Here is a 25,086-nt window from a genome sequence, read left to right on the forward strand (position 1 = left end):
TGATCAACGCAAGTGTGATCACAAATCAATAATCAGGAGACGGCAAAGATCGTCTTCGGCCAGAGGGTTCGATGAGCGAGGCAGCGGAACGGCACGGGCACCGTGCGCCGGTTCTGATGGCAAGGAATGTCGTCAGGCGGTTCGGCGGCCTCGTTGCCGTCAACGATGTCTCGTTTGATGTCAGATCGGGAGAAATCCTCGGCCTGATCGGACCGAATGGCGCCGGCAAGACGACGATGTTCGATCTGCTCGCCGGCAGCCTATTGCCGACCAGCGGCGAGATCCTTCTCAACGGCGCCAGCGTCTCGGGCGAAGCCGCTCATCTGCGTATCGGCCGTGGCCTTGGCCGCACCTTCCAGATCCCGCGCCCACTGCCCAATCTGACGCTGATCGAAAACATCATGCTGGCGGCCCAGGGCCAGGCCGGCGAGAAGCTGCTCGCCAATTTCGTCACGCCATGGCGGGTGGCGGCGCAGGAACGAGCGGCCAGGACCAAGGCGCTCGAACTTCTGGAACTCGTCACCCTCACCCACCTCGCGCGGGAGCCGGCGCGCGTGCTTTCCGGCGGTCAGCGCAAGCTGCTCGAACTTGCCCGCGTCATGATGGCCGACCCGGCGATCATCCTCCTCGACGAGCCGGCGGCCGGCGTCAATGCGACATTGCTCGAAGTCATCATCGACCGCATCCGCGACATCAATAGGCGCGGCATCACCTTCCTCTTGATCGAACACAACATCGACATGGTGACGCGGCTTTGCCACCGCGTCCTGGTCATGGCGAGCGGCCAGTTGCTCAGCGAAGGCACGGCTGAAGAAGTCGCCCGCGACCCGCGCGTCATCGAGGCCTATCTCGGAGGCACCGTATGAACGAGGCGGTTCTCGATGTCCGTAGTCTCGAAGCCGGTTATGAACCAGGCGTGCCGATCGTGCGCGGCGCCTCGATCACCGTCGGCAAGGGCGAGATAGTTGTCGTGCTCGGCCCCAACGGCGCCGGCAAGTCGAGCTTCATCAAGGCGATCGCCGGCCTCGTGCCGATCACCGGCGGCTCGGTTTTCCTGGACGGCAAGGATATCACCGCGGCACCCGCCCACACCATGGTTCGGCTTGGCCTGGCCTTCGTGCCGCAAACCGAAAACATCTTTCCGCTAATGTCGGTCGAGGACAATCTCAAGGTTGCCTGCGGCATCCTCGAAAGGCGCGAAATCCCTGCCCGCATCGAGGAAATGTATGCAGCCTTTCCCGACCTCGTCCGCCAGCGCAGGACCGCCGCCGGCAATCTCTCGGGCGGGCAGCGGCAGATGCTCGCCGTCACGCGGGCGCTGATCGTCCACCCCAAGGTGCTGGTGCTGGACGAGCCGTCGGCCGGCCTGTCGCCGAAATTCGTCTCGATGGTGTTCGAGATGCTGGCCGGCATTCGCAAATCCGGCGTCACCATCCTGCTTGTCGAGCAGAACGCCAAGGCAGCGCTTGCCATCGGCGACCGCGCCTATGTGCTGGTCGAAGGCAAGGACCGGCACGAGGGTGTCGCCTCCGAGCTGTGGAACGATCCGGTGGTGGCCGAACTCTATCTCGGCCAACGCCCGCTCAAGTCCGGAGGAGGCGCGGCATGAGCCTGCAATTTGTCGTCGACGGATTGCTGACCGGTTCGATGATCGGCCTGGGCGCCATCGGCGTGACACTAACCTATTCGATCCTGCGCTTCTCGAACTTCGCCCATGGCGACTTCATGGCCTGGGGCACCTATGCGACGCTGGCCGTGGTCAGCGCCATCGGCGTGATGTTCGGCAAGGCGGCGCCGATCGCGCCGCTGTCCTTCGGCTGGCCGCTGATCGTCGCGCTGATTGTCGGCATGGCGTTCACCGCGCTGCTGGCGCTGCTGCTCGACAAGGTGCTGTTCGCACGGCTGCGCTCGCAAGGCCAGGCGATCATCGTGGTGATGGCAAGCTTCGGCGCCTCGATGGCGCTTAGAAGCTTGCTCGAATTCACCTTCACTTCTCGGCCGACCTATTTCAGCCGGGCGATCCAGATCGCCATGCCGGTCGGCTTCGGCATTCGCATCACGCCCGATCAGATCGCGCTACTTTTGCTGACGGCAGTGCTCGTACTCGGCGTGCATCTGTTGATGACGCGCACGCAAACCGGCCGCGCCATGCAGGCGCTGAGCCAGAACGCAGCGCTTGCCCGCATAGTCGGCATCGACGTCACCAGCGTCGTGCGCGTCACCTGGATCATCGGCGGGGCGCTCGCCTGCGTCGCCGGCGTGATGATCGGCATTCTGGTGCAGATCCGCCCCTTCATGGGCTTCGACATGCTGCTGCCGATGTTTGCAGCCGCAATTCTCGGCGGCATCGGCAGCATCCCGGGCGCGGTGCTCGGCGGGCTGATCATCGGTCTCGCCGAAGCCGGCGCGGTGCAGCTGGTCGGCGCGGAATGGCGCGCCGCGGTCTCCTTCGTCATCCTGATGGCGGTGCTGTTCGTCCGGCCGATCGGCCTTTTCGGTGTGAGGGAACGCTGATGGACCTCGTCGGCTACGGCGCCTTCTTCCTGACCACCGCGCTGATCTTTTCGCTGGTCACGCTGGGGCTCAACCTGCAATGGGGGCTGACCGGCCTGTTCAATGTCGGTCTCGCCGGCTTCGTCGCGATCGGCGCCTATACGTCGGCGCTGCTGACCACGCCGGACGATGCCGCGCGGCTTGGTGGCTTCGGCCTGCCGATCCTGGTTGGCTGGGCGGGTGCCATGGTCGTCGGCGGCATTGCCGCGGCGCTGACCGGCATGGCCACACTGCGCCTTCGATCGGACTATCTCGCCATCACCACATTCGGCGTCGCCGTGGTCGTGCAGCTGGTCGCGCTCAATGCACAGAAGCTGACCGGTGGTCCGTTCGGCATCGGCTTCATCCCGCGCCCTTTCGGCAGCCTTGCCGAAACACCGCTGCTGTTCAACCTGTCCAATCTTGCCGTGGTCGCGGCAGTGACACTGATCGCCTATCTCGCCCTGGAGCACCTGTCGCGCAGCCCGTGGGGACGCGTGCTGAAGGCGCTGCGCGAGGACGAGCGAGCGGCGATTTCGCTCGGCAAGAGTGCGCGCTTCTATCGTGTCCAGGCCTTTGCGGTCGGCGGCGCCATCATGGCTCTGGCCGGCGCGCTGCAGGCGCATTTCACCGGCTTCATCGCACCGGACAACTATCTGCCGATCCTCACCTTCCAGGTCTGGGTGATGCTGATCGTCGGCGGCTCCGGCAGCAATCTCGGCGCGGTCATCGGCAGCATCCTGGTGTGGGGGATATGGGCTGGATCCGGCACACTCACCAGCATGCTGTTCCCGCCCGAGCAGCAGGCACGCGCGGCCTCGCTGCAGATCGCCGCCATCGGCGTCATGCTCTGCGTGATCTTGCTGATCCGGCCGAACGGACTGCTCGGCGACAGGCCACGGCGGCCGCGCTTCGGCAAGCGAGCGAAAGCGGCCGCGGCCAAGAGCAGTTCAGGATCATGAACGCGGTGGCCCGGCAGGAGGCGCAAGGCGTTTCGCTCTGGCACGCCGTCAGCCGAAACCATCGCCAGCGGCCAGCGCTGCAAGGCGAGCTCGTTGTCGACCTCGCCATTGTCGGCGGCGGCTTTTCGGGTCTTTCAACCGCGCTGCACGCCGCCGGGAAAGGACTCTCTGTCGCCATTCTCGAAGCCGAATTCATCGCCTGGGGCGCGACCGGCAGGAATGCCGGCTTCGTCGTGCCGAACTTCGCCAAGATGGATCCGGAAAACATCCTTGCCCATCTCGGCCCCGAGCGAGGCAAGAGACTGATCAATTTTGCCGCCGGCAGTGCCGATCTGGTGTTCGGCCTGATCAGGCAACATGGCATCGACTGCGACGCCGTGCAGAGCGGCTGGATCCAGCCGGCGCATTCGACTGCGGCGCTGGAAAGGGTCAAGTCCCGCGCCGAACAATGGGCGCGGCGCGGCAGGCCCGCGGTTACCTTGGACCGTCAGGATGTCGAGGCGCTGACGGGCGTGCGCGGCTATCTCGGTGGCTGGATGGATCGTTCGGGTGGCGTGCTCAACCCTGTCGCCTATGCGCGCGGCCTGGCCGATGCGGCGCAGAAGTCCGGAGCGAGGATTTTCGAACGAACACCGGTCACCACGATCGATCGCGTGATCGATGGCTGGGCACTGAAAACGCCGTCGGGATCGGTGCGCGCCGGCAAGGTGCTGATTGCCACCAATGCCTATGGCGCGGCGCTCAATCCGCTGTTGCAGCGAACCTATTTTCCGCTGAAGGTTTTTCAGATCGCGACCGAGCCCCTGCCGCACGGAATCCGCACATTTCTGCTGCCGGGAGGACAGGGCGTCGGCGACACCAGGCGCAATCTCTTCACCTTCCGCTTCGACGCCGACAACCGGCTGATCAGCGGCGGCATGCACATCTTGAGCGCCGGCGCCGACACGCGCGTGCCACAGACAATCTGGCGACGGCTCGCCAGGCATCTCGACCTGCCGGACCTGCCGCCGCTTGCCTATGGCTGGTCGGGAATGGCTGCCGTCGAACCGGATTTCCTGCCGCATCTCCTGGACCTTGGGCCGGGCCTGATCGCCGGCCGCGCCTGCAACGGGCGCGGCATTGCCATGACGACGGCGATGGGCAAGGTGCTGGCCGACTGGGCGGCCGGCGCCGATGCGCGTGACCTGCCGCTGCCGTTTGCGCTGCCGGCACCGATCCCGTTCCATGCCGTGCTGCGGCATGCGCCCAACATGCTGCTGGGCTGGAGCATGCTGCGCGACCGGATGGACGAGATGGGATAGGTCGTCGACCGTGCCTGGCCGCGCGGATCAGTCGGCCGTGCGCAGATTTTCGGAGAGAACCGCGGCCGCCGCCGCGATGTCCTGTTCAAGCGCGGCCCTGACAGCAGGGCCATTGCGCTGCTCCAACGCGCCAACAATACTGCGATGGGCGTAGTTCGATTGGGGAATGTAACGGTCGGCCTGCATCAGCAGCTTCAGATAGGGCCCGACCCGACCCCAGAGGTCCCGGATCATGTTCAACAGGATCGGCGCGCCGGCATGCTGGTAAACGGCGAAATGAAAGGCCTCGTTCAACGAGAGATAAACCCTGGCATCTCCGGCATCGATGGCCCGCTGCATGCCAGCGAGCGTAGCCTGTACGTCGATCAAGCCGCTTTCGCTGATCCGCGACGCGGCCATCTCACCCGCCAGCCCTTCGACGGCGATGCGGATGCGCGTCAGCTCCTCGAAGGCGGGTGCCGACAGCAAGGGCACGATGATCGAGCGGTTGTTCTGCATCTCGAGCAGCCGCTCGGCGACCAGCCTTTGCAGCGCCTCACGGATCGGCGTCGTCGAGATGCCGAAGGTTTCGGCCAGCTTGCGGATGACCAGCGTCTGGCCCGGGCTGAAACCGCCTGAAATCAACTCCTGCTTGAGCGCGCCATAGGCGCGATCGTTCAGGGTTTGATGTTCGAGCTTCAGCATGCGCGGCCGCTCACCATTGCGACAAGGCGCGATCGAGCGTCTCTGCCAGTTGCTCGGCATTGTCCCTGGCAAATGGCAAAGGCGGCCTGATCTTCAGCACATTGCCGCGCGGGCCGCAGGACGAGATCAGCACGCCGTCCTCGCGCATGGCTTCGACCACCGCCGCTGTCTTGGTGGCGGCCAGCGTCTCGTCGCCCTCCGCCGTCAGTTCGACGCCGAAATAAAGGCCGTTGTGCCTGACGTCTGCGACCATGCCGTGCCGGCTCTGCAGCGCGCGAAGCAGCTCCCCGGTATAGGCGCCGACATTGCGCGCGTTCTCGATCAGCCCCTCGCCTTCGATCACGTCGAGCACGGCGATACCGACGGCGGCCGCCACCGGATTGCCGCCGAACGTGTTGAAGTAACCGGTGTTCGAGCCGAAGGAGGCGACAAGCTGTGGCCGCACGATCACCGCGCCCATCGGATGCCCGTCGCCGATCGGCTTGCCCATGGTGACGATATCGGGCTCGATGCCGTAATTGGCGAAGCCCCACATGCCCTGGCCGAGCCGGCCGAAGCCCGACTGGACCTCATCGGCAATGACGATGCCGCCGGCCCTCCTGACGTGATCGGCCGCCTCGCGCATCGCCGCCGCGTCGGGAAAGAAGATGCCGTCGCTGGAGAAGGCCGAGTCGAGAAGCAACGCCGCCGGACGGATGTTTTGCGCACGCATGTCCTCGATGGCGGCGGCGACATTTCTGGCGAAGTCGTGCGCGGCGCGGCCATGGTCGCGAAACGTGTCCGGCGCTGCCACGGTCCGATGCTGCGCGGGCACGCCCTTCGCCCCGACAGCCGCCGGCGAGAGCTGCGCGGTGGCGATCGTGGCGCCGTGATAGGCGAAGTCGGTGATGATGACGCCGGTGCCGCCGCTGGAATGCTGGGCAATGCGGATGGCGAGATCGTTGGCCTCGCTGCCGGTGCAGGTGAACATGGCGTGACCAAGATGGGCCGGAAGCATGCCGAGCAGTTTTTCAGCGTAGTCGAGGATGATCTCGCTGAGATAGCGCGTGTGGGTGTTGAGCGTGGCGGCCTGCCCCGATAGCGCCTCGACGACGCGCGGATGGCAGTGTCCGATCGAAGCGACATTGTTGTAGGCATCGAGGAATTTGCGGCCCTGCGCATCATAGAGCCAGACGCCGCTGCCGCGCACCAGATGGATCGGGTTGCGGTAGAAGGCGCGGTAGGTCGGGCCAAGCAATCTGGCGCGGCGTTCGAGCAACGCGCGCTCTTGCGCCGAAGCGCCGGCATCGGCAGAGGCATTGGCGGGCAAGGACTGGGACACGAGCATCTACTCCGGATTGGAATGGTCGAGGAAATAGCGGCGGGCATCCGCGGACGACAGCCCGTCCAGCCGTTCGAGCGACGCCCAGACCTCGGTGATGAGGCGCAGCACATAGTCGCGCTTGGCCGGGAATCGTTCCGCCTGCCAGCTGGCGATGTTGGCAATCAGCGCAAGGCGAGCACGGATCAGATCGAAAAGAATGCCGATCTCTTCGCCCTCCAGTGGCTGCACCGATTGATAGCCGGCGATGAAGCGCGCCGCGGGCGCCAGCGGGTGACCTTCCGACGGCCAGCGGTAGACGGCGCCGATGGCGAGATCGCAGATCAGCGGTGAATGGATCATGTCGCCGAAATCGAGGATGCCGCTCACCACCTCCGGCCGAGAAGCGTCCATCACCACATTGTAGGAATTCATGTCGTTGTGGACGATCTGCGCACGCAGGCTCGGAATGACCGGCGCCGCATGCTCCTCGAAGGCGTCGATGACGCGTTCGACCATGGCCAGGTGGTCCGCATCCGCGATATACGCCAGCATCGGTCGCGTCTTGGCGACCTTACGGATATCCCAGAGCAGGTCACTGCCGGCGGCCGGATGGAAGAAACCGCGCAGTGCGCGGCCAAGACGGGCGAGAAAGATGCCGAGATTGCGATCCTGTGCCGCTGAGGTCGGTGAGCGCGAAAGCAATTGGCCGGGTAGATAGGTGACCAGCCGGACGATGCGCGGCGCCGATCCGCCGACGCTGATCGCAAATTGCGCTTCGCCCTCGAGGCTTTTGCGCACCGAGGGAACCGGCAAGGTCGGGTCGACCGCAATGATATGGTCGAGCGCCTTGTTCTGGAAATCAGTGAAGCCGGCCTCTTCCGCCGGATGGGAGATTTTCAGAACGAACTCGCCCTCGCCGTCGGTCTGGATGTGGAAATTGTGATCGCGTTCGCCGGGCAACGGACGCGCGCTGCCGGTGAGACCATAGTGCCGGCGCAAGATGGCAAGCGCGTCTGCGGTGGAAACGTCCGGCGCATCCTCGGCGAGCGTTTCGCCAAATGTATCGGGTGCAGCCGCATTCATGATCTCACCTTCGGATCGATCGGCTCAAGACCGCACCAGTCGGCGATGAACAAGGCAATCGTCTGGGTAACTTTGCGCACCGAGTCGAGATCGACGGCCTCGTCATAGCCATGCGGCATGCGGCAGATCGGACCATAGACGATCGCCGGCGTGTCGGCATAGAGGCCGAAGAAGCGAGCGTCCGTGGTCGCCGAGGTCACATGCTCGGTCAGCGGCTCGCCCCACACGGCGCTATGGCTGCGGCGCAGCACGGCTTCCATCTCGTCGGCGCCTTCCAACACATAGCCTTCGGCCATGAAGCCGTTGTAGGTCATCCTGGGTGGGCGATTGGCGAGGAACGGATCGGCGCGGGCCGCATCGGCGATGCAGGCCTCGAGTTCGGCCCTGGCGTCCTCAAGCTTCTGGCCGGGATAGGTCGCGACCCGCATCTCGAAGACGCAGCGCGCCGGGACGCTCGACGTCCACTCGCCGCCTTCGATCTTGCCGAGATTGAAGCGGATCGGATGCGGGTGATCGCAGAAATGCGGATCATCGACCTTGCGCGCATTCCAGACGATTTCGAGCTGCTTCAGCGCCTGAATGATGACGAAGGCCTTTTCGATTGCGTTGGCGCCAGCGGAAAAGGCCCCCGACGCATGCTGCGGATCGCCGTCGACCTCGACCCTGAACCAGATCGGCCCGACCTGCGCCCGCATCAATCGAGGTTCCAGCGGCTCGGGTATGAAAGCGGCATCGGCGCGGTAGCCGCGCTGCAGGCAGGCGAGCGCGCCATTGCCGGTGCATTCCTCCTCGACCACCGACTGCAGGTATAATTTCGCGGCCGGCTGGTAGCCGAGGCTGCGCAATGCGGCCAATGCGTAGAGGCAGGCCGACAGGCCGGCTTTCATGTCGCCGGCGCCACGGCCATGCATCCAGCCATCCTCGATCGCCGGATCGTAGGGATCGCGCACCCAGCGGTCGAGCGGTCCTGTCGGCACCACGTCGATATGGCCGTTGAGGATCAACGAGCGGCCGGTCGCGTTTTTCGGCCTGTGGGTGGCAACGACATTGAAGGCGTCGTCGTAGGACACCGCCACAGGCGAAAAACCCGGCAGGTCGCGAATAGCATCGACATCGACGCGCCACATGTCGACCTCGTAGCCATCCGCTTCATAAGCAGCCGCCATGAACGATTGCGCGGCGTGCTCCTCGCCTCGCTGCGAAGGAAAGCGCACGAGATCCTGCAGAAACGCGACCTGCCGCGCGAAGCCATCGTCGACCGCGCCCAGAATGGCCTCGTCCGCAATTCGCTCAGGCATCATATTCCGCTTTCATCCGAATGGTGTATCATATCTCATATGCCGCCACTCGCAAATGCAAGAGACAGATGGGGCAAACTTATGACCCACATTCCGAAACACTTGGCAGGCGAGCGCAGAATTGGCATCAGCTTAGCGCATGCCGGCAAAGCCGCGCGGCGAAAGATCGAGGACAGATGCTGGTCAGCGAAGGCACATTGCCCGATGAAGTCACCGACCTGTCGGCCGGTTACCGGCGCGTGCCGGCCGGCAGGATTATCAATGCGGTGACGTGGATGGAGGCGCGCGCCCCGGTGCCGGACCTTGCCCAACCGCTGGCCATGACCCGGATGACCGAGCCCGACTGCGCCTCCTACCGCGCGATCTTCCTGGAGATCGGGGCTCCCTGGCTCTGGGATCGGGCAGCTGAAATGTCGGATCCCGAAATCGCCGCGCAATTCGCTGACCCACGCCATCATCTCTATTACGGCCATGATGAACGCGGCGGCCATGTCGGCATGGTCGAATTCCGCGTGGGCGACGATGACGAGATCGAGATCACCTATTTCGGCCTGTTCCCCTCCTTGACCGGCCGAGGCTTCGGCAAGCGGCTGATGGCCGGCGCACTCGATCAGGCATGGCGCCTCGCCCCCGGCCGCATCTGGCTGCACACCAGCAGTTTCGACCATCACAGCGTCATCGGTTTCTATCGCGCTTGCGGGTTCGAGCCCTATGCGGCCGGTTTCGAAATCACCGACGATCCGCGGATCAAGGGAACCCTGCCGCGCGAAGCGGCCCCGCAAATCCCGTTGATCGAAACGGAATGGGTGCCTGGCGCAAGATGAGACCGCCTCCGCAATCCGCCAGCCAGGCATCTCCGCATCATCGCCGGTGGGTGCGGCGCGAGAGCATCCTGTCAAGGCTGGAGCGGCATGTCGGCATGCGCATCGTGCTGTTCGCCGCGCCCGCCGGTTTCGGCAAGTCGACAACGATGGCGCAATGGGCCGCGGAACTCGCACGCCACGGTCGGTTGACCGCATGGCTGTCCTGCGAGGCGACTGACAATGACGAAGGCGCCTTCCTGTCGCATCTGGTGGGGGCGCTGCGCCACCTCGTCCAGAGCCCGGCCGAGCTCGACCTCGCCTTCCAGTCGAGCCCGATCCCGCAGCTCGAGGTGGTGCTCTCTGCACTTGTCGCGGGTTTTGCGGCGCGCGACGCCGAGATCACGCTGTTCTTCGACGACTACCATGTCATCGAAACGGAGGCGGTGAAGCGTTTCATGGAACGCCTGACACGGCAGGCGCCCGCCAACGTCGCGTTCGTCATCGGTTCGCGCAACCTGCCCGACCTGCAGCTCGGCAAACTCAGGGTGCTTGGCGACGTTTTCGAAATCGGCCCGGACGATTTGCGCTTCGTCTCGTCCGAAGCCGAAGCCTTCTTCAACGACAAGCTGGGCCTGAGCGTCAGCAGCGGTACCGTCGAGGCCTTGTGCTCGCGGACCGAAGGTTGGGCCGCCGGCCTGCAACTCGCCTCGCTGTCGCTCAGTGCCGCGCATGCGCCCGAAACCGTCATCGGCAATTTCACCGGCGCCAACCGCAACGTCGCCGACTTCCTGATGGGCGAAGTCTTCCTCGGGCTGCCGCCGGCCCTGGCGAAGTTTCTGCTCCACAGTTCGATCTTCCAGCGCTTCAGCGCCGAGGCCTGCCGGGCAGTCTTGCGCGTGGCGGACGCCGAGGCCGATATCGCCGAGATCGAGACCCGCAATCTCTTTCTCGTGCCGCTCGACGACGAACGGCGCTGGTTCCGCTACCATCACCTGTTCCGCGACTTTCTCATTCGTGAAATGGAACGGCGCGCGCCTGAGATGATCGCCCCGCTGCACCTGGCCGCCGCCGAATGGTTCGGCGAACGCAAGATGCTGACCGAGGCGATCGGGCATGCGCTTGCCGCTGGCGACCAGGCCCGCGCGGCGGTGTTCATCGAGAACAATGCGCTCGAGCTCATCGCGCAGTGCCAGCTGCTTTATGTGCGCCAATTGCTGGCGTTGCTGCCGAGAAAACTGGTCGACCAGCGCATCCGGCTGCAACTCGTCGTGTTGTGGCTGGCGGTGCACTCAAGCCAGCCCGAGATTGCCCAGCAGACACTCGCCAATGCGCGCAAGCTGATCGAGACCGGGCCGACGGACGGCAAGGATCCGGGCACACTGACCGGCACCACGATCGAGGCCGAAATCGCCGTCCTGGATGCCGCCGTGCACAGCACGCTGGAACGGTTCGAGGACGCACGCGACACAGCCTTGGCCGCCCTGCGCGTCATCGCGCCCGATGCCTGGTTCATGGAAGGCGCGACGGCCAATGTCATCGGCTATAATCTCTACGCACTGGGCGATCTCGAGGGCGCGCGTGCGGCGGCGGACGCCGCGCGCAAGGCGCATGAGCGAAGCGGCAGCCTGCTCGGCGTCACCATCGCCAATTGCTACATGGCAGTGATCGAGCGCTCGGCCGGCCGCCTGCCCGCCGCCGAACGGCTGCTGCGCAACACGATCATCGAGGCCAGGACGCGGATCGGCGCCAACTCCTATGCCGAGGCCCTTGCCGGAACGCTGCTCGCCGAACTCGCCTACGAGACCAACGCGTCCGGCGAGGCACTGACGCTGGTCGAGAATCTCGGACCGCTGATCGAAGGCGCCGCGGTCATCGTCTATCCCCTTGCCAGCGTGCCGACCTATGCCCGCGTGCTGCAGTTGACCGGTCGCGCAGACGCAGCGCTCGACATGCTGGAGCGCGTCTACCAGCGTGTGCGCGGCTCCGTCTATCGCCGCCTCGCTTCGGTATTGGTGCATGACCGTATCCGGCTGTTGCTCGACCAGAACCGTATCGTCGAGGCCCGCGCACTGCTGAGTGAACATCGCCGCGAAAGCGCTGAAACCGAGCCAACTGTCGCCAACGAATTCGAATTCTTCGCCGAGGGCCGGCTGCTTACCGCGGAGAAATCCCACGCAGCGGCGGCGGCGATTTTCGACGCGTTGCTGGAGCGAACGAAAAACAGCGGACGCATGCGCCGCCACATCCTGGCGCTGATCCTGCGCGCCAAGACCACCGTCCATGACCAGCGCGAGACCGACCGTCATCTCCTCGAAGCGCTGCGCCTTGCCCAGCCCTCCGGCTTCATCCGCTCCTTCGTCGACGAGGGCAGGCCTGTTGTGGAAGGGTTGATGCGGCTGCGCGCGGCGCAAGCAAAGACCGACCCTGCCCTGTCGGCCTATGCAGCGCGCATCATCGACGCGGCACAGACGATGCCCGTGGCGACACGCAAGCCGGCAGCACCGACGGCCGACAAAGAACAGCTCACCCAGCGCGAGACCGAACTGCTGCGCTGCCTGTCTGAAGGCATGTCCAACCGCGATATCGCGGGTGCGCTATCGGTGAGCGAGACGACGGTGAAATGGCATCTGAAGAACATTTTCGGCAAGCTCTCGGTGTCGAACCGCGTGCAGGCGGTGCGCGCGGCGCAGGCGGCCGCGGACCTCCGTCCCCCTTCGAAAGGAGGGGCATGAACATCTGCTGCAGCCCCCTCTTTGGGGTCGGGCCGTGGGATCGTTAGCCTGCTAGCGTCGTCCTGCTCCTAGAGGACGATTGCCTATGGCGACAGGTTACGTTTTTCACGAACAGCTGATGTGGCATGACACCGGCTCCAGCGCCGACATGATGCCACCCGGCCGTTTCGTGGAGCCCGGCCGGCACCTGGAATCGCCTGGATCGAAGCGCCGACTGAACAACCTGATCCAGGTCAGCGGCTTGGCACGCCATCTGGTGCCGATCCTCGCCGAGCCGGTGACAGTCGAGGATCTGCTGCGCGTGCACACGCAGCGCCATGTCGACGACATCAGGATGCTCAGCGAGCGCGGTTCCGGTTTCGCCGGCCCGCAAGCGCCGATCGGCCTCAACAGTTTCGACATCGCGCTCCTGTCCGCCGGCACCACCTATGCGGCGATGCGCGCGGTGCTGACCGGCCGCGTCGACAATGCCTATGCGCTGGCGCGGCCGCCGGGGCACCATGCCGAGCCCGACCAAGCGATGGGCAACTGCCTGTTTTCCAACATCGGCGTGTCGGTGCGCCGGCTGCAGCATGAGGGCTTGCTCGGTCGCGCGGCGATAGTCGACTGGGACGTTCATCACGGCAACGGCACCGAGACGGTGTTCTATTCCGATCCGTCGGTGCTCACCATTTCCCTGCACCAGGACAATCTCTACCCGACCGGGCGCGGCGCGCTGGCCGACAATGGCAAGGGCGCCGGCGAAGGCTATAACATCAACATCCCCCTGCCCGCCGGCAGCGGCACGGGCGCCTATGAGGCGAGCTTCGACCGCGTCGTCGCCCCGGCGCTACGCGCCTTCAAGCCTGACCTCGTGATCGTCGCTTCCGGTTTCGATGCGTCGGGATTCGATCCGCTCGGCCGCATGATGCTCAACAGCGAATGCTTCCGGCGCCTTGCCGCGCGCATGGTCGCCCTGGCCGCCGAGACGTCGGACGGACGCCTGATGATGACCCATGAAGGCGGCTACTCCGAGGGCTATGTGCCGTTCTGTGGTCACGCCGTCATCGAGACGCTGGCCAATCACCGGACCGAAGTGGTCGATCCGCTGTCGGACCATATCGACGAATGGGCCGGGCAGGAATTGCAGCCGCACCAGGCTGCAGTGATCGACGCCGCCGAGAGCCTGCTTGCCGGCCTGCGTCAACGCCTCGCTAGTGCTGCCTGACGCGATGGATTTCCTGATCACCACCCTCCTCAACGCGTTGACGCTGATCAGCATCCTGATGCTGGTCGGGCTCGGACTGGCGATCAGCTTCGGCCTGATGAACGTGACCAATCTGGCGCATGGCGAGTTCGTCACCGTCGGAGCCTTCGCGGTCTATTTCGTCCAGAGCATCGGTGGTTCCTTCTGGTTGGGGCTCGCTGCCGCGCCCGTTGCCGGCGCGGTGGTCGGCTGCATCCTGGAATTCGCCATCATCCGCCATCTCTATTCGCGGCCGGTCTCGACCGTGCTTGCCACCTGGGGCGTCAGCCTGATCCTGCAGCAAGGCCTGGAACTGACCTTCGGTCTCGGCGCCAAGCCGGTGACGCCACCGATCGAGGGCACGCTCGACCTGTTCTTCACCGTCTATCCGGCCTACCGGCTGATCCTCATGGCCATCGCCATGCTGACCTTGCTCGGTGTCATCCTGCTGATCAGCCGGACGTCCTTCGGGCTCGACATCCGCACTGTCATCCAGAACCGGGAGATGGCCGAGGGCGTCGGCATCAACACGCGGCGCACCTACGCCATCGCCTTTACCTTCGGCGCGGCCATCGCCGGGCTCGCCGGCGGATTGGTCGCACCGCTGGCGATCGTGCTGCCGCAGATGGGCGTGAACTATCTGGCCAACGCGTTCTTTGTGGTCATCGTCGGCGGCGTCGGCTCGATAGGCGGCCTCGTCGCCGGCAGCGTCTTCGTCGGCGGGCTGACCAGCATCCTCAACTACCAGATCTCGCCATCCCTGGCGCAGGCGATCGTGCTGCTGGCGGCCATCGTCGCCGTGCGGCTGCGGCCCAACGGCCTGTTCAACGGAGCCTCGCGATGATCGCCCGCGATCGCAACTGGCTGCTGATCTTCGCCGTCTGTGTGGTGCTCGCGGTTGTCTATCCGCTCTTCGCCGACGGCTATCAGCTGACGGTGATCCGCGACGCGCTGATCTTCGGTCTGTTCGCGGCGAGCCTCGACTTCTTCTGGGGCCGTACCGGCATCTTGTGCTTTGGCCACGCCGCCTTCTTCGGCATTGGCGGCTACATCATGGCGCTTATCACGCTCAACGACGCCATCGCCTTTGGCAGCCTGCTCGGCATCATAGGCGCGGTGGCAGGGGCAGCCTTCGTCGCCGCCATCATCGGTTACTTCCTGTTCTTCGGCGGCATCCGCGGCAGCTACTTCACCATCGTCACGCTGGCGATGGGCGTCATCTGCCAGCAAGCCGCCGTGTCATGGAGTTCCGTCACCGGCGGCGACAGTGGCCTGATCGGCATCCCGCCGATCGAATTCGATGTTGGCGGGCTGCATGTCGATCTAAGCCAGGATTTGCCCTCCTATGTCTTCGTCTCGGCCATCGTCGCGGTGATGGTGCTGGCGTTGTGGTCGATCAGCCGCGGCCGCTGGGGCACGGTACTGACTGCTATCCAGGACAATGAAGTCCGGGCGGCAGCGCTCGGCCACAACGCACCGCTGCGGCTGCTCGTCACCTTCGTCCTGTCCGCCGCAATCGCCGGGCTTGCCGGTGCGCTCTATGTCTGCATGGCCGGGCTGGTGGCGCCCGATCTTTCCGGCTTGCTGCTGTCGACCGAAGTCATCGTCTGGGTGGCCGTCGGCGGGCGCGGCACGTTGCTGGGTCCCGTGCTGGGCGCCATCTTCATCCAGCGCGCGCAGCAGACGATCTCCAGCTTCAACCCGAGCCTGTGGCCGCTGCTGCTCGGCTGCGTCTTCGTCATCATCGTCTTCGTCCTGCCGGACGGTATCCTGTCGGTTTACGCGCGCCTGAAGAGCCTGTTCGAGGGCCGGAGGCGCGTACAATGAGCGATGTCCTGCTCCAGGCCGAAAATGTCGGCATCCGCTTTGGCGGCCTGCAGGCGCTCGAAGGGTTGAACCTAACCGTGCGCGACAAGGAGCTCTGCTGCATCATCGGGCCGAACGGCGCCGGGAAGAGCACCTTCCTCAATGTGCTGACCGGCACGCTTCGCCCGACCAGCGGGAGCGTGCGATTCCTCGGTCACGACATTGCCGGCCTGCCGCTGCACCGCATCGCCCGGCTCGGCATCGCCCGCAAGTTTCAGATCCCGTCGGTCTTTCCGAGCCTGTCGGTGGAGGACAATCTGAAAGTTGCACGGTGGGGTGCGCCGTCACCGGTTCGGCCTGTGGGCGAGTTGCTGGAGCTGGTCGCGCTTGGCAACCGTGCCGCGACGCTGGCCGGCGAACTGGCGCATGGCCAGAAGCAATGGCTTGAGATCGGCATGGCGCTGGCGATCGAGCCAAGGTTGCTGCTGCTCGACGAACCGACCGCCGGCATGACGCCGCAGGAAACCTTGGCGACAGCCGAGATGCTGGCGCGGCTCAAGGGCGAGTTCTCGATCGTCGCGGTGGAACACGACATCCGCTTCGTTCGGGCGCTGAACTGCGAGACGCTGGTGCTGCATCAAGGGCGTCGGCTGCGCAGCGGTCCTTTCCACGACATCGAGACCGACGAAATGGTCCGCGACGTCTATCTGGGGAGGCGCTGACCATGCTGCGGACACTTGCCGTGTCGGCCGGCTATGGCCTGCTTCCGGTGCTGAACGGCATCGCTATCAGCGTCTCGCCTGGCGAAGTTGTCGGCCTGCTCGGCCGCAACGGTGCCGGCAAGACGACGCTGCTGCGCGTCATCGCCGGCGGCCTGAAGGCGAGCGGCGGCGCCGTGGTGCTCGGCGACCAGGATCTCACCAGCGCGCCGGCCTTCCGCCGGGCGCGGGCAGGCATCGCCCATGTGCCGCAGGGGCGCGGCATCTTCAACCAGCTGACCGTGCGGCAAAACCTGGAGGTCGGCACACGCGCCGCCAGGGATCGCGGCGACGGCGGCGTTCCCGGCGACATCTTCGGCTATTTCCCGATCCTGCGTGAGCGTGAAACACAAGTCGCCGGCACACTCTCGGGCGGACAGCAGCAGATGCTGGCGATCGGCCGCGCTTTGTGCGGCCTGCCCTCGGTTCTGCTGCTCGACGAGCCTTCGGAAGGCATCCAGCCGAACATCGTACAAGCCATCGCCGAGCTGGTGCCGCGCATCGCGCGCGAACGCGGCATCGCGATCGTGCTGGTCGAGCAGAATCTCGATCTCGTTCTGAAGGCGGCGGACCGCTGCCTGGTGATGGAAAAGGGCAGGATCGTGCACGAGGGCACGCCGCAAGCGTTCGCCGACGAGACCCTGCTGAAGGATTTGTTGGCCCTGTAAAGGCGCGCCTGATGCGCGCCCGGGATTTGTTGGCTTTGCAAGGCGTGCATGGGGCGCGCCTGGACTGGAAGGGAACATAACAATGATAAGCAGAAGAACGATCCTGAAATCCGGCGGGGCTGCCGCCGCGTTGGCCATGGTCGGCGCGCCGTCGATCCTGCGCGCCGCCGACACCGTCAAGGTCGGCCTGTCGATCCCGATCACCGGACTGCAGGCGATCCTCGGCGAGACGCTGCTCAATTGCTACAAGCTCGCCGCGGCCGAGCTCAACGCTGCCAACGGCATTGGCGGCCGCCAGGTCGAGCTGTTCATCGAGGACAACCAGACCACGACCAAGGGCTCGATCGACAAGGCGCGCAAACTCATCAACGAAGACAAGGTCGACGTGGTCATGGGCACGATCATTTCGCCGGAGCGAAGTGCTACGCTTTCGGTGACCTCGAAGGCCAAGAAGCTGTTCTTCTATCCGACCAATTTCGAAGGCGGCGAATGCAACCGCTACTTCGTCGCCACCGGCCCGATCCCGATGCAGCAGGTCGACCCGATGATGCCGTGGGTGGCCGAGAACCTCGGCAAGACCATCTACGTCATGGCCTCCGACTATGCCTGGCCACAGAAGATGACCGAGGCGATCACGGCAGCCTATGAGAAGGCCGGCGGCAAGATCATCGGCGCCGACTATTATCCGTTCGGCACAACGGATTTCGGCCCTGCATTCCAGAAGATCAAGTCGCTGAAACCCGATGTCGTGTGGTCGATGGTGGTCGGTAACGACGCGGTCACCCAGCTCAAGCAGTATCGCTCTTTCGACATCAAGCAGCCGCTGATCGCGCCACTCGACGAGGTCTTCAACAAGGACGCGCTGCCGCCCGGCGTGGCGGCCGGCACCTATGCACCGCAGCCTTACTGGATGGCACTCGACAATCCGGTCAACAAGAAGTTCATCGCGAGCTTCCGCGAAAAGTTCGGCCAGGAGAAGATGGTCAACGGCATCGGCGAAGCCGGCTACAACGGCCTGCATCTCTACGCGCTGGCCGCCGAGAAGGCCGGGTCGCTGAAGGACGACGATGTGCTCAAGGCGTTGCCGACGATCGAGTTCGACGCGCCGCAAGGCAAGATCCGCGTCGATGCCAGCAACAACCACACGCTCTGCCATTCCTATGTCGGCAAGGCGGCGGCCGACGGCATCAGCTACGAGATCGCCAAGGATTTCGGGACGATCGCGCCGGTCACGCCTTACTGCAAGCTGTAGGGGCTTCGGCGACGGCTCCAGGCAATCCTGACGGCGGCTTTGCCGCCGTCAACTCGCCTGCGGCGCCGGCAGCCGCTCGCGCAATTCGTCGACAAGCACCCTGGTGTTTTCGGAATAATCGATGGGCACGACGACGAGATGCACGCCGCCGCCGGTAAAGGCCCGTTCCAGCGCCGGCTGCAAGTCGGCGATCTCGCCAACCCTGGTCCCCCTGGCGCCATAGGCCTCGGCGTATTTGACGAAATCGGGATTGCCGAAGGTCATGCCGAAATCCGGAAATTCGTCGACCGCCTGCTTCCAGCGGATCATGCCATAGGCGTGGTCTTCAAGCAGCAGAACGACGAGGTTGAGCTTGAGCCTGACGGCGGTCTCCAGTTCCTGGCTGTTCATCATGAAGCCGCCGTCGCCGCAGATCGCCATGACACGGCGCCTGGGATAGAGCAGCGCCGCCATCATCGCCGACGGCAGGCCGGCACCCATGGTGGCGAGCGCATTGTCGAGCAGCAGCGTGTTTGCCATGCGCGTGCGGTAGTTGCGCGCGAACCAGATCTTGTACATGCCGTTGTCGAGGGCGAGGATCCCGTCCGCCGGCATCACGGCGCGCACGTCATGCACGATGCGCTGCGGCGTGAAGCGATCTTCGGTGGCGCGCGCCGCGATCCGGCTCAAAATGCCTTCGCGCAACGGCAGCAGCGCCTGTGCGTTGGGAATCTTGCCCTCGATGCGGTCGGCCAGCAGCGCCAGCGAAGGGCCTAGGTCGCCGACGATCTCGGCTTGCGGGAAATAGACCTGTTCGACATCGGCGGTTTGATAGCCGACATGGATGACCTTCGGTCCCTTGGCGCCCATGATGAAGGGCGGCTTCTCGACCGTGTCGTGGCCGATGGTGATGATCAGATCGGCCTGCTCGATGGCCTCATGCACATAGTCTCGCTCCGATAGGGCTGCCGTTCCCATATAGAGCTCGGTGCCGCCGGGCACGGTGCCCTTGCCCATCTGCGTGGTGAAATAGGGAATTTGGGTGCGCAGCACGAACTGGGCGACATCGGGGGTCACGCGCGGCCGCGACGCCGCCGCGCCGAACATCAGCAGCGGACGCTTGGCCTCCATGATCATGCGGGCGGCACGATCGAGCGCGGTGGCGCTGGCCAGAGGCAATTCGACCGGGTGCGTCGGCACGAGTGCTATCGGCTCGCACTCCGCCGCCGCAATGTCTTCCGGCAGTTCCAGATGCACGGGGCCGGGACGCTCCTCCTGTGCGACACGGAAGGCTTCGCGCACCAGCGAGGGGATCATCTTCGGCGAGACGATCTGGCGCGACAGCTTGGTCAGCGGTTTCATCGCCGCGACGATGTCGACAATCTGGAAGCGTGCCTGCCGCGATGACAGAATGCCCTTCTGGCCTGTGATCATGATCATCGGCATCGCGCCGAGCAGCGCATAGGCCGAGCCGGTCGTCAGGTTGAGCGCGCCGGGACCAAGCGTGGTGATGCACACGCCTGCCTTGCCGGTGAGCCTGCCATAGGTGGCGGCCATGAAGGCGGCCGCCTGCTCGTGGCGGGTCAGGATCAGCTGGATCGACGAGCGGCGGATCGATTCGACGATGTCGAGATTTTCCTCGCCGGGAATGCCGAAGATCCGGTCGACCCCTTCATTTTCGAGGGCTGCCACGAACAGATCCGAACCTTTGGTCAACTGTCTCTCCCACGATGCGCAAATTCCACCAGCCACCTTCATATGGCAGGGAAAGCGGCGCCGCAAAGGCCGGAAGTGCGCATTGGTTCACGGAAGAGCTAACCGCGACGGGCGATCACGCCATCAATTTCGGCAAGGCGGTCGCCAGCGCGTCGACGGCCAGTCGCACTTTGAGCGGCAGATGCGGCGCCTGCAGCCAAAGGGCATGGCAGTCGTAGAGATGGCGCGGCTGGTCCGGCAACAGCACCGCCAGCGCGCCTGCCCGAATGCGCTCGCGAACCAGCCACCAAGGCAGCCAGGCAATCCCCATGCCAACGACCGCGGCATCGGCGATGGCGTCTAGGTCGTCGAGCCGCAATCGGCCGGTTGGCAATATCTCCTGAAGGGGCTGCCCTTCACGCGCAAACAGCCACGGCTGAACGACCTGGCCGAGCCGGCGATAGACAATCGACTGATGATCGGCGAGGTCCTCGATCCGCCGTGGTTCGCCATGAATTCCGAGATAGGAGGGCGCCGCGCAGACGACCATGCCTTGGCGTGCGACGCGGCGCGCGATCACGCCGGCCTTGTCGTCCAATTCGCCGGTCCTGATGGCAAGGTCGTAGCCATCCTCGGCAAGATCGGCGAAGCGGTCGCTTAAGGACAGATCGAGTTCCAGCATCGGATATTGCCGCGCCAGTTGCAGCAGCACGGGCGTCACGCAGTGGCGGCCGAAATGCGCCGGCATGGTGACGCGCAGTTTTCCGCGTGGCTCCGAGAGCTGGTCGGCGGCGAGCGCATCGGCGGCTTCAGCCTCCGCCAGCACTACCCGGCAGCGTTCATAGTAGGCGCGGCCGAAATCGGTCAGGCTCTGGCGGCGCGTGGTGCGGTTGATGAGGCGCACGCCGAGGCGCTCCTCGAGAAAGCGGACGTGCTTGCCGACCATCGGTCCGGACAGATCGAGTGCGACGGCAGCAGCCGCGAACGAGCCGAGGTCGACCGCCCTAACGAAGACAGCCATGCTCTCGAGCCGATCCATATTCGGAACTCCTGGTTTCTACTGCTTTATCCTTACCGCCATTTATCCGCGAGAGCATTCTCTGCATAGCTCATTCGGTTCAAATGATTTGGAGTATCCTGAATGGCACGTGTTGTCCGCTTCCACCAGCATGGCGGTCCCGAGGTATTGCGCATCGGGGATGTCGACCTCCCCGCTCCGGGTCCGGGCGAGGTGCAGATCCGCGTCAAGGCGCTGGGCCTCAACCGCGCCGAGGCATTGCTGCGTGCGGGAACCTATATCGAGACGCCCGCCCTGCCCTCCGGGCTTGGCCTGGAAGCAGCCGGCGTCGTCGAGGCGGTGGGCGAAGGCGTGACGGATTTCGCCACCGGGGATGCCGTCAGCATCATCCCACCACGATCGATGGTTCGCTGGCCGGCCTATGGCGAACTGGTCACCTATCCCGCCGCGCTCGTCGTCAAACACCCGCCATCGCTCGACTGGCGAACGGCAGCAGCGCTCTGGATGCAGTATCTCACCGCCTACGGCGCGCTGATCGACATCGCCAGGCTACGCGGTGGAGATGTCGTCGTCATCACGGCGGCGTCGAGCAGTGTCGGACTTGCCGCGATCCAGATCGCCAGCAGTGTCGGCGCGACGGCGATCGCGGTGACGCGCACATCGGCGAAGAAACAAGCCCTGCTCGACGCCGGAGCGGCTGCCGTCGTGATCCTGGCCGAGGCAGACCTGGAGGCCCGACTAAAGGAAATCGCCGGACCGCCAGGCGTCCGCGTTGTGTTGGATGCGGTCGGCGGCCCGATCTTCGAGCCACTGACAGCGGCCATGTCACCTGGCGGCATTCTCATCGAATATGGCGGCCTCAGCCGTGAGCCGACGCCGTTCCCTTTGGCTGCGGTGTTGGGCAAGACGTTGACGCTGCGTGGCTACCTGGTCCACGAGATCACCGGCAACCCGGTCAAGCTGGAAGCCGCCAAGGCATTTATCCTTGGAGGCCTGGAGACCGGCACGCTGAGGCCAATTATCGATAGGACCTTTGCCTTCGACCAGATTGTCGAGGCACATCGCTATCTCGAGTCGAACGAACAGTTCGGCAAGATCGTGGTGACGCTCTGAAGGGCCGCAACGGCGAACAAATCATTCTCGCGGCAATATCGCCCTTGAAGGCACGGTCCCGCATTCCTAACTGTCCCCTGCGGGCCGGGCCCCTCTGACGATCGTTCTTGGCGATTGTGATGTCGGACCGCTATAACGGGCCCGTTTCCATACCTTTCGGTCAAGCGGGCTCATTTCCTTTTGGTTTGGAGCCCCATATGACATCTTCCCTTCTTGGTTTGGTTTGTCCCTCCTGCCGCGTCGCGCTCACAATGAGCGAACGCCAGGGTATCGAGATCGACTACTGTCCGCAGTGCCGCGGCGTTTGGCTTGATCGAGGCGAACTCGACAAGATCATCGAACGTTCGGGCAGGGAGGCGTCGCCCGCGCCGCAGCCGGCGCCATTCTCCCAGCGGCAGCATAGCCAAGGCCGCGATGACGATTATTCCCGCTCGCAGGGCCACCGCTATCCGAAGCGGAAGAAATCATTCTTCGAAGAATTGTTCGATTGAGGCATGGCGCCGCCCGGTACCGGGCCGTCGTTTGCTGAAATCTCAAAAACCACGTCGATAAGGTCCATCCCGATGATTTCGCGCACAAACCGATTTGCCGCCCTCTTTGCAGGACTGTTCCTGGCGTTCTCCATGGTCGCGATCGATCATGCCGAGGCCCGCCGCGGCGGCAGTTTCGGCAGCCGTGGCATGCGTACCTTCCAATCCGCGCCGCCGACAAGGACCGCACCGGCGCCGACCGCTCCGGTCGAGCGGTCGATGACACCCAACACCGGTGTGAACAACCCCGCCCGGCAGCCGCAGGCGGGCCTGCAGAGGCCCGGCTTCATGAGCGGCTTCGGTGGAACGATGATGCGCGGGCTGCTGATCGGCGGCCTGATCGGGCTGCTCCTGGGCCAAGGCTTCGGCGGCCTTGCCGGCATGTTCGGCTTCCTGCTGCAGGCCGTGCTTATCGGCGGCGCGATCATGCTGGCCATCAGGTTCTTCCGGTCGCAATCCGCGCGTGGTCCTGCGCTCGCCGGTGCCGGCAATGCCCAGGCTTCGCGGTTTGAGAACCGCGCTACGTCACCGCAGCAATCGGCAGGCTCTTTCACAATCCCCGGCTTTGGCGGCGGTTCGGGTGGAAGTTCTCCGACCGGCGGCTCCGAGGAGATTACGCTGGCCCAGACCGACCTCGATGCATTTCAGCAACTGTTGACCGATGTCCAGGAAGCATTCGGACGCGAAGATCACGCCGCCCTGCGCCGGGCGACGACTCCCGAGATGGTGTCCTATCTGTCCGAAGAGTTGGCCGACAATGCCCAGAAAGGTCTCAGGAACGAGGTATCGGACATTACCTTGCTGCAGGCCGACATCGCGGAAAGCTGGCGTGAGGACGACCGCGACTACGCCACGGCCGCATTGCGCTACGAGTCTCGTGACGTGATGCGCGAACGAGCCAGCGGCAAGGCCGTCGAGGGTGACGATGACCATCCGACGGAGACGACCGAATTGTGGACATTCATGCGCGAGAACGGCTCGAACTGGAAGCTCTCGGCCATCCAACAGGCCTGAGCCCCGGTCAGTCTTATCCCAGGCTTCGAGGCGTCGTTGCGAGCGGTTCAGCGCACGATCTTGACGCACATCGGCGTGCCGATGCCGATGGCACGTCCGGTGTCGGCCAGCATGCCGCTGTCGGCATCGCGGGCGAAGATCGAGATGCGGTCGCCATTCTGGTTGGCCGAGAAAAGATGACCGCCTGACGGCGTCAGCGCCAGGTTGCGCGGCGTCGCACCGCCGCAGGGGACATAGCCAACGAGGCTCAGTGCACCGGTCTGCTGGTCGACCGCCATGATGACGACGCTGTCGTGACCACGGTTGGAGCCGTAGACAAAGCGGCCGTCCGGCGCGATCTGGATATCGGCGCAATGGTTGCTGTCGCGCGCCTCGGCCGGCACCGCCGGTTTGGCGTCGACGATGGAGAGTTTGCCGCTCGCCTCGTCGAACTTCATCGACACCACGGTCGAATCCAGCTCGTTCATGACGAAGACGAAACGACCGTTCGGATGGAGCGCGAGATGGCGTGGACCGGCGCCCGGCGGCAACTCGGATTCGGCAAGCTTGCTCAGGCTTCCATCCCGTTCGATCCGGTAGGACACCAGCCGGTCGATGCCGAGGTCGGCGACGATGGCCGTGCCCCCGGCAATGGTCTCGGTGACGCTGTGGGCGTGCGAACGCTCCTGCCGGGTCGCATTCGGGCCAGTTCCCTTATGCGAGACACTGGCCAGCGGCGGCGTCAACGCGCCATCCTTGTCGAAACCATAGACTGCCACGGCGCGATCCGGACCGCCCTCGCCCATGCCGTAATTGGCGACCAGCAGCTTCGTCCCGTCGCGGGTGATGGTGTTGTGGGCGGCGATGCTGCCCAGCGATGGCTGCTTGTTCAGGTAGGTGAGCGTACCGGAGCCACGATCGAAGCCGTAGGCGGAAACGGTTCCCTCGCGCCAGGTGAAGACTTCCGAATTGGCGTAGATCCGCGTGCCATCCGGCGTCACCGACAGGAAGGTCGGATTGTCGACGTCATCGGTCTCGGCCAGCTTTTTGGTTTCCAGTGTTTTCTCATCAAAGCTGTAGACGCTGAGGCCGACGCCGCGCGCGCCCTGAAAATACGGCGCTTCCCGGTTCAGGCTGCCGACGAAGACCAGACAGGCGTTGCTCATGATTTCCTCCCTTCCCCGCGGGCGCTCGGGTGCCGCGGGACGGGCCAAAATTTCGCCTGTTCACGCTTGCAACGCAACCCCATATGTGAAAATACTATTTACAAAAGAAGATTGACGGGAGGAGACGTCGTGCATTCCTGCGCCTCGATGCGTGTTCGAACGGTTGCGCGAAGCCTCCTGCGAGA

Annotated in this window: 23 protein-coding genes; 16 read left to right on the plus strand and 7 right to left on the minus strand. The window is 64.6% G+C overall.

The annotated features are described in order from the left end of the window. The first annotated feature begins 71 nt into the window (after positions 1-71). From FJ978_RS15480 to FJ978_RS15500, 5 genes are read left to right on the plus strand one after another with little or no spacing between them, the layout of a single operon-like run. Positions 72-866: an ABC transporter ATP-binding protein gene (locus FJ978_RS15480; RefSeq protein ID WP_140572792.1), complete on the plus strand. Its 795-nt coding sequence runs from the start codon at positions 72-74 to the stop codon at positions 864-866. Further along, on the plus strand, positions 863-1,609 hold the full coding sequence (locus FJ978_RS15485; protein WP_140572793.1) for an ABC transporter ATP-binding protein: 747 nt from the start codon (positions 863-865) through the stop codon (positions 1,607-1,609). Before FJ978_RS15480 ends, FJ978_RS15485 begins: the two co-directional genes overlap by 4 nt. Next, positions 1,606-2,514 (plus strand): branched-chain amino acid ABC transporter permease, encoded by a 909-nt coding sequence (locus FJ978_RS15490; protein WP_140572794.1) that lies wholly within the window; start codon positions 1,606-1,608, stop codon positions 2,512-2,514. The genes FJ978_RS15485 and FJ978_RS15490 overlap by 4 nt, the downstream gene beginning before the upstream one ends. Continuing rightward, positions 2,511-3,494, plus strand: a complete 984-nt coding sequence (locus tag FJ978_RS15495; protein WP_181180416.1) for a branched-chain amino acid ABC transporter permease — start codon at positions 2,511-2,513, stop codon at positions 3,492-3,494. The genes FJ978_RS15490 and FJ978_RS15495 overlap by 4 nt, the downstream gene beginning before the upstream one ends. Beyond that, positions 3,491-4,795 (plus strand): FAD-dependent oxidoreductase, encoded by a 1,305-nt coding sequence (locus FJ978_RS15500; RefSeq protein WP_140572796.1) that lies wholly within the window; start codon positions 3,491-3,493, stop codon positions 4,793-4,795. The genes FJ978_RS15495 and FJ978_RS15500 overlap by 4 nt, the downstream gene beginning before the upstream one ends. A gap of 27 nt (positions 4,796-4,822) precedes the next feature. On the opposite strand, the gene FJ978_RS15505 is transcribed toward FJ978_RS15500, so the two are convergent. The 4 genes from FJ978_RS15505 to FJ978_RS15520 are packed head-to-tail and all read right to left on the minus strand — an operon-like array spanning position 4,823 to position 9,163. After that, entirely contained in the window at positions 4,823-5,479 is a 657-nt protein-coding gene (locus FJ978_RS15505; protein ID WP_140572797.1) for a GntR family transcriptional regulator, read from the minus strand. Between the two features lie 10 nt (positions 5,480-5,489). Further along, positions 5,490-6,806 (minus strand): aspartate aminotransferase family protein, encoded by a 1,317-nt coding sequence (locus FJ978_RS15510; RefSeq protein WP_181180406.1) that lies wholly within the window; start codon positions 6,804-6,806, stop codon positions 5,490-5,492. Continuing rightward, on the minus strand, positions 6,807-7,865 hold the full coding sequence (locus FJ978_RS15515) for a phosphotransferase (RefSeq protein ID WP_140572799.1): 1,059 nt from the start codon (positions 7,863-7,865) through the stop codon (positions 6,807-6,809). Further along, positions 7,862-9,163 carry an ArgE/DapE family deacylase gene (locus FJ978_RS15520; protein ID WP_181180407.1) on the minus strand — a complete coding sequence of 434 codons (1,302 nt, stop codon included), beginning with the start codon at positions 9,161-9,163 and terminating at the stop codon, positions 7,862-7,864. The genes FJ978_RS15515 and FJ978_RS15520 overlap by 4 nt, the downstream gene beginning before the upstream one ends. Before the next feature lie 176 nt (positions 9,164-9,339). On the opposite strand from FJ978_RS15520, the gene FJ978_RS15525 reads away from it, so the two are divergent. The 8 genes from FJ978_RS15525 (at position 9,340) to FJ978_RS15560 (ending at position 18,407) form a co-directional block, all read left to right on the plus strand. Continuing rightward, positions 9,340-9,987, plus strand: coding sequence for a GNAT family N-acetyltransferase (locus FJ978_RS15525; protein WP_181180408.1), 648 nt, complete (start codon positions 9,340-9,342; stop codon positions 9,985-9,987). Continuing rightward, positions 9,984-12,698 carry a LuxR C-terminal-related transcriptional regulator gene (locus tag FJ978_RS15530; protein ID WP_140572801.1) on the plus strand — a complete coding sequence of 905 codons (2,715 nt, stop codon included), beginning with the start codon at positions 9,984-9,986 and terminating at the stop codon, positions 12,696-12,698. The genes FJ978_RS15525 and FJ978_RS15530 overlap by 4 nt, the downstream gene beginning before the upstream one ends. 85 nt (positions 12,699-12,783) lie before the next feature. Next, the gene (locus tag FJ978_RS15535) at positions 12,784-13,905 is read left to right on the plus strand and encodes a class II histone deacetylase (protein WP_140572802.1); all 1,122 of its coding nucleotides are present in this window, start codon (positions 12,784-12,786) and stop codon (positions 13,903-13,905) included. Beyond that, positions 13,868-14,767: an urea ABC transporter permease subunit UrtB gene (urtB, locus tag FJ978_RS15540; protein WP_246678143.1), complete on the plus strand. Its 900-nt coding sequence runs from the start codon at positions 13,868-13,870 to the stop codon at positions 14,765-14,767. Before FJ978_RS15535 ends, urtB begins: the two co-directional genes overlap by 38 nt. After that, positions 14,764-15,750: a branched-chain amino acid ABC transporter permease gene (locus FJ978_RS15545; RefSeq protein ID WP_140572803.1), complete on the plus strand. Its 987-nt coding sequence runs from the start codon at positions 14,764-14,766 to the stop codon at positions 15,748-15,750. Before urtB ends, FJ978_RS15545 begins: the two co-directional genes overlap by 4 nt. Continuing rightward, positions 15,747-16,451: an ATP-binding cassette domain-containing protein gene (locus tag FJ978_RS15550; protein WP_140572804.1), complete on the plus strand. Its 705-nt coding sequence runs from the start codon at positions 15,747-15,749 to the stop codon at positions 16,449-16,451. Before FJ978_RS15545 ends, FJ978_RS15550 begins: the two co-directional genes overlap by 4 nt. Before the next feature lie 2 nt (positions 16,452-16,453). After that, positions 16,454-17,155 (plus strand): ABC transporter ATP-binding protein, encoded by a 702-nt coding sequence (locus FJ978_RS15555; protein ID WP_140572805.1) that lies wholly within the window; start codon positions 16,454-16,456, stop codon positions 17,153-17,155. 82 nt (positions 17,156-17,237) lie between these two features. Beyond that, the gene (locus tag FJ978_RS15560) at positions 17,238-18,407 is read left to right on the plus strand and encodes a substrate-binding protein (protein WP_140572806.1); all 1,170 of its coding nucleotides are present in this window, start codon (positions 17,238-17,240) and stop codon (positions 18,405-18,407) included. A 48-nt stretch (positions 18,408-18,455) separates the two neighbouring features. On the opposite strand, the gene FJ978_RS15565 is transcribed toward FJ978_RS15560, so the two are convergent. After that, positions 18,456-20,102 carry an acetolactate synthase large subunit gene (locus FJ978_RS15565; protein ID WP_140572807.1) on the minus strand — a complete coding sequence of 549 codons (1,647 nt, stop codon included), beginning with the start codon at positions 20,100-20,102 and terminating at the stop codon, positions 18,456-18,458. A gap of 115 nt (positions 20,103-20,217) precedes the next feature. Then, positions 20,218-21,120 carry a LysR family transcriptional regulator gene (locus FJ978_RS15570; RefSeq protein ID WP_140572808.1) on the minus strand — a complete coding sequence of 301 codons (903 nt, stop codon included), beginning with the start codon at positions 21,118-21,120 and terminating at the stop codon, positions 20,218-20,220. 102 nt (positions 21,121-21,222) lie between these two features. Between FJ978_RS15570 and FJ978_RS15575 the strand changes: the two genes are divergently transcribed. The 3 genes from FJ978_RS15575 to FJ978_RS15585 all read left to right on the plus strand — a co-directional run bounded on the left by FJ978_RS15575 (position 21,223) and on the right by FJ978_RS15585 (position 23,756). Further along, positions 21,223-22,212, plus strand: a complete 990-nt coding sequence (locus tag FJ978_RS15575) for a zinc-dependent alcohol dehydrogenase family protein (RefSeq protein ID WP_140572809.1) — start codon at positions 21,223-21,225, stop codon at positions 22,210-22,212. 197 nt (positions 22,213-22,409) lie between these two features. Further along, positions 22,410-22,703 (plus strand): zf-TFIIB domain-containing protein, encoded by a 294-nt coding sequence (locus FJ978_RS15580; protein WP_140572810.1) that lies wholly within the window; start codon positions 22,410-22,412, stop codon positions 22,701-22,703. A 72-nt stretch (positions 22,704-22,775) separates the two neighbouring features. Next, the gene (locus FJ978_RS15585; protein ID WP_140572811.1) at positions 22,776-23,756 is read left to right on the plus strand and encodes a Tim44 domain-containing protein; all 981 of its coding nucleotides are present in this window, start codon (positions 22,776-22,778) and stop codon (positions 23,754-23,756) included. Positions 23,757-23,803: 47 nt separating this feature from the next. Here FJ978_RS15585 and FJ978_RS15590 read toward each other — a convergent pair whose 3' ends face one another. Next, positions 23,804-24,901, minus strand: a complete 1,098-nt coding sequence (locus tag FJ978_RS15590) for a lactonase family protein (protein WP_140572812.1) — start codon at positions 24,899-24,901, stop codon at positions 23,804-23,806. Positions 24,902-25,086 lie beyond the last annotated feature (185 nt).

The sequence above is a fragment of the Mesorhizobium sp. B1-1-7 genome (assembly GCF_006442705.1).
Lineage (GTDB): Bacteria > Pseudomonadota > Alphaproteobacteria > Rhizobiales > Rhizobiaceae > Mesorhizobium > Mesorhizobium opportunistum.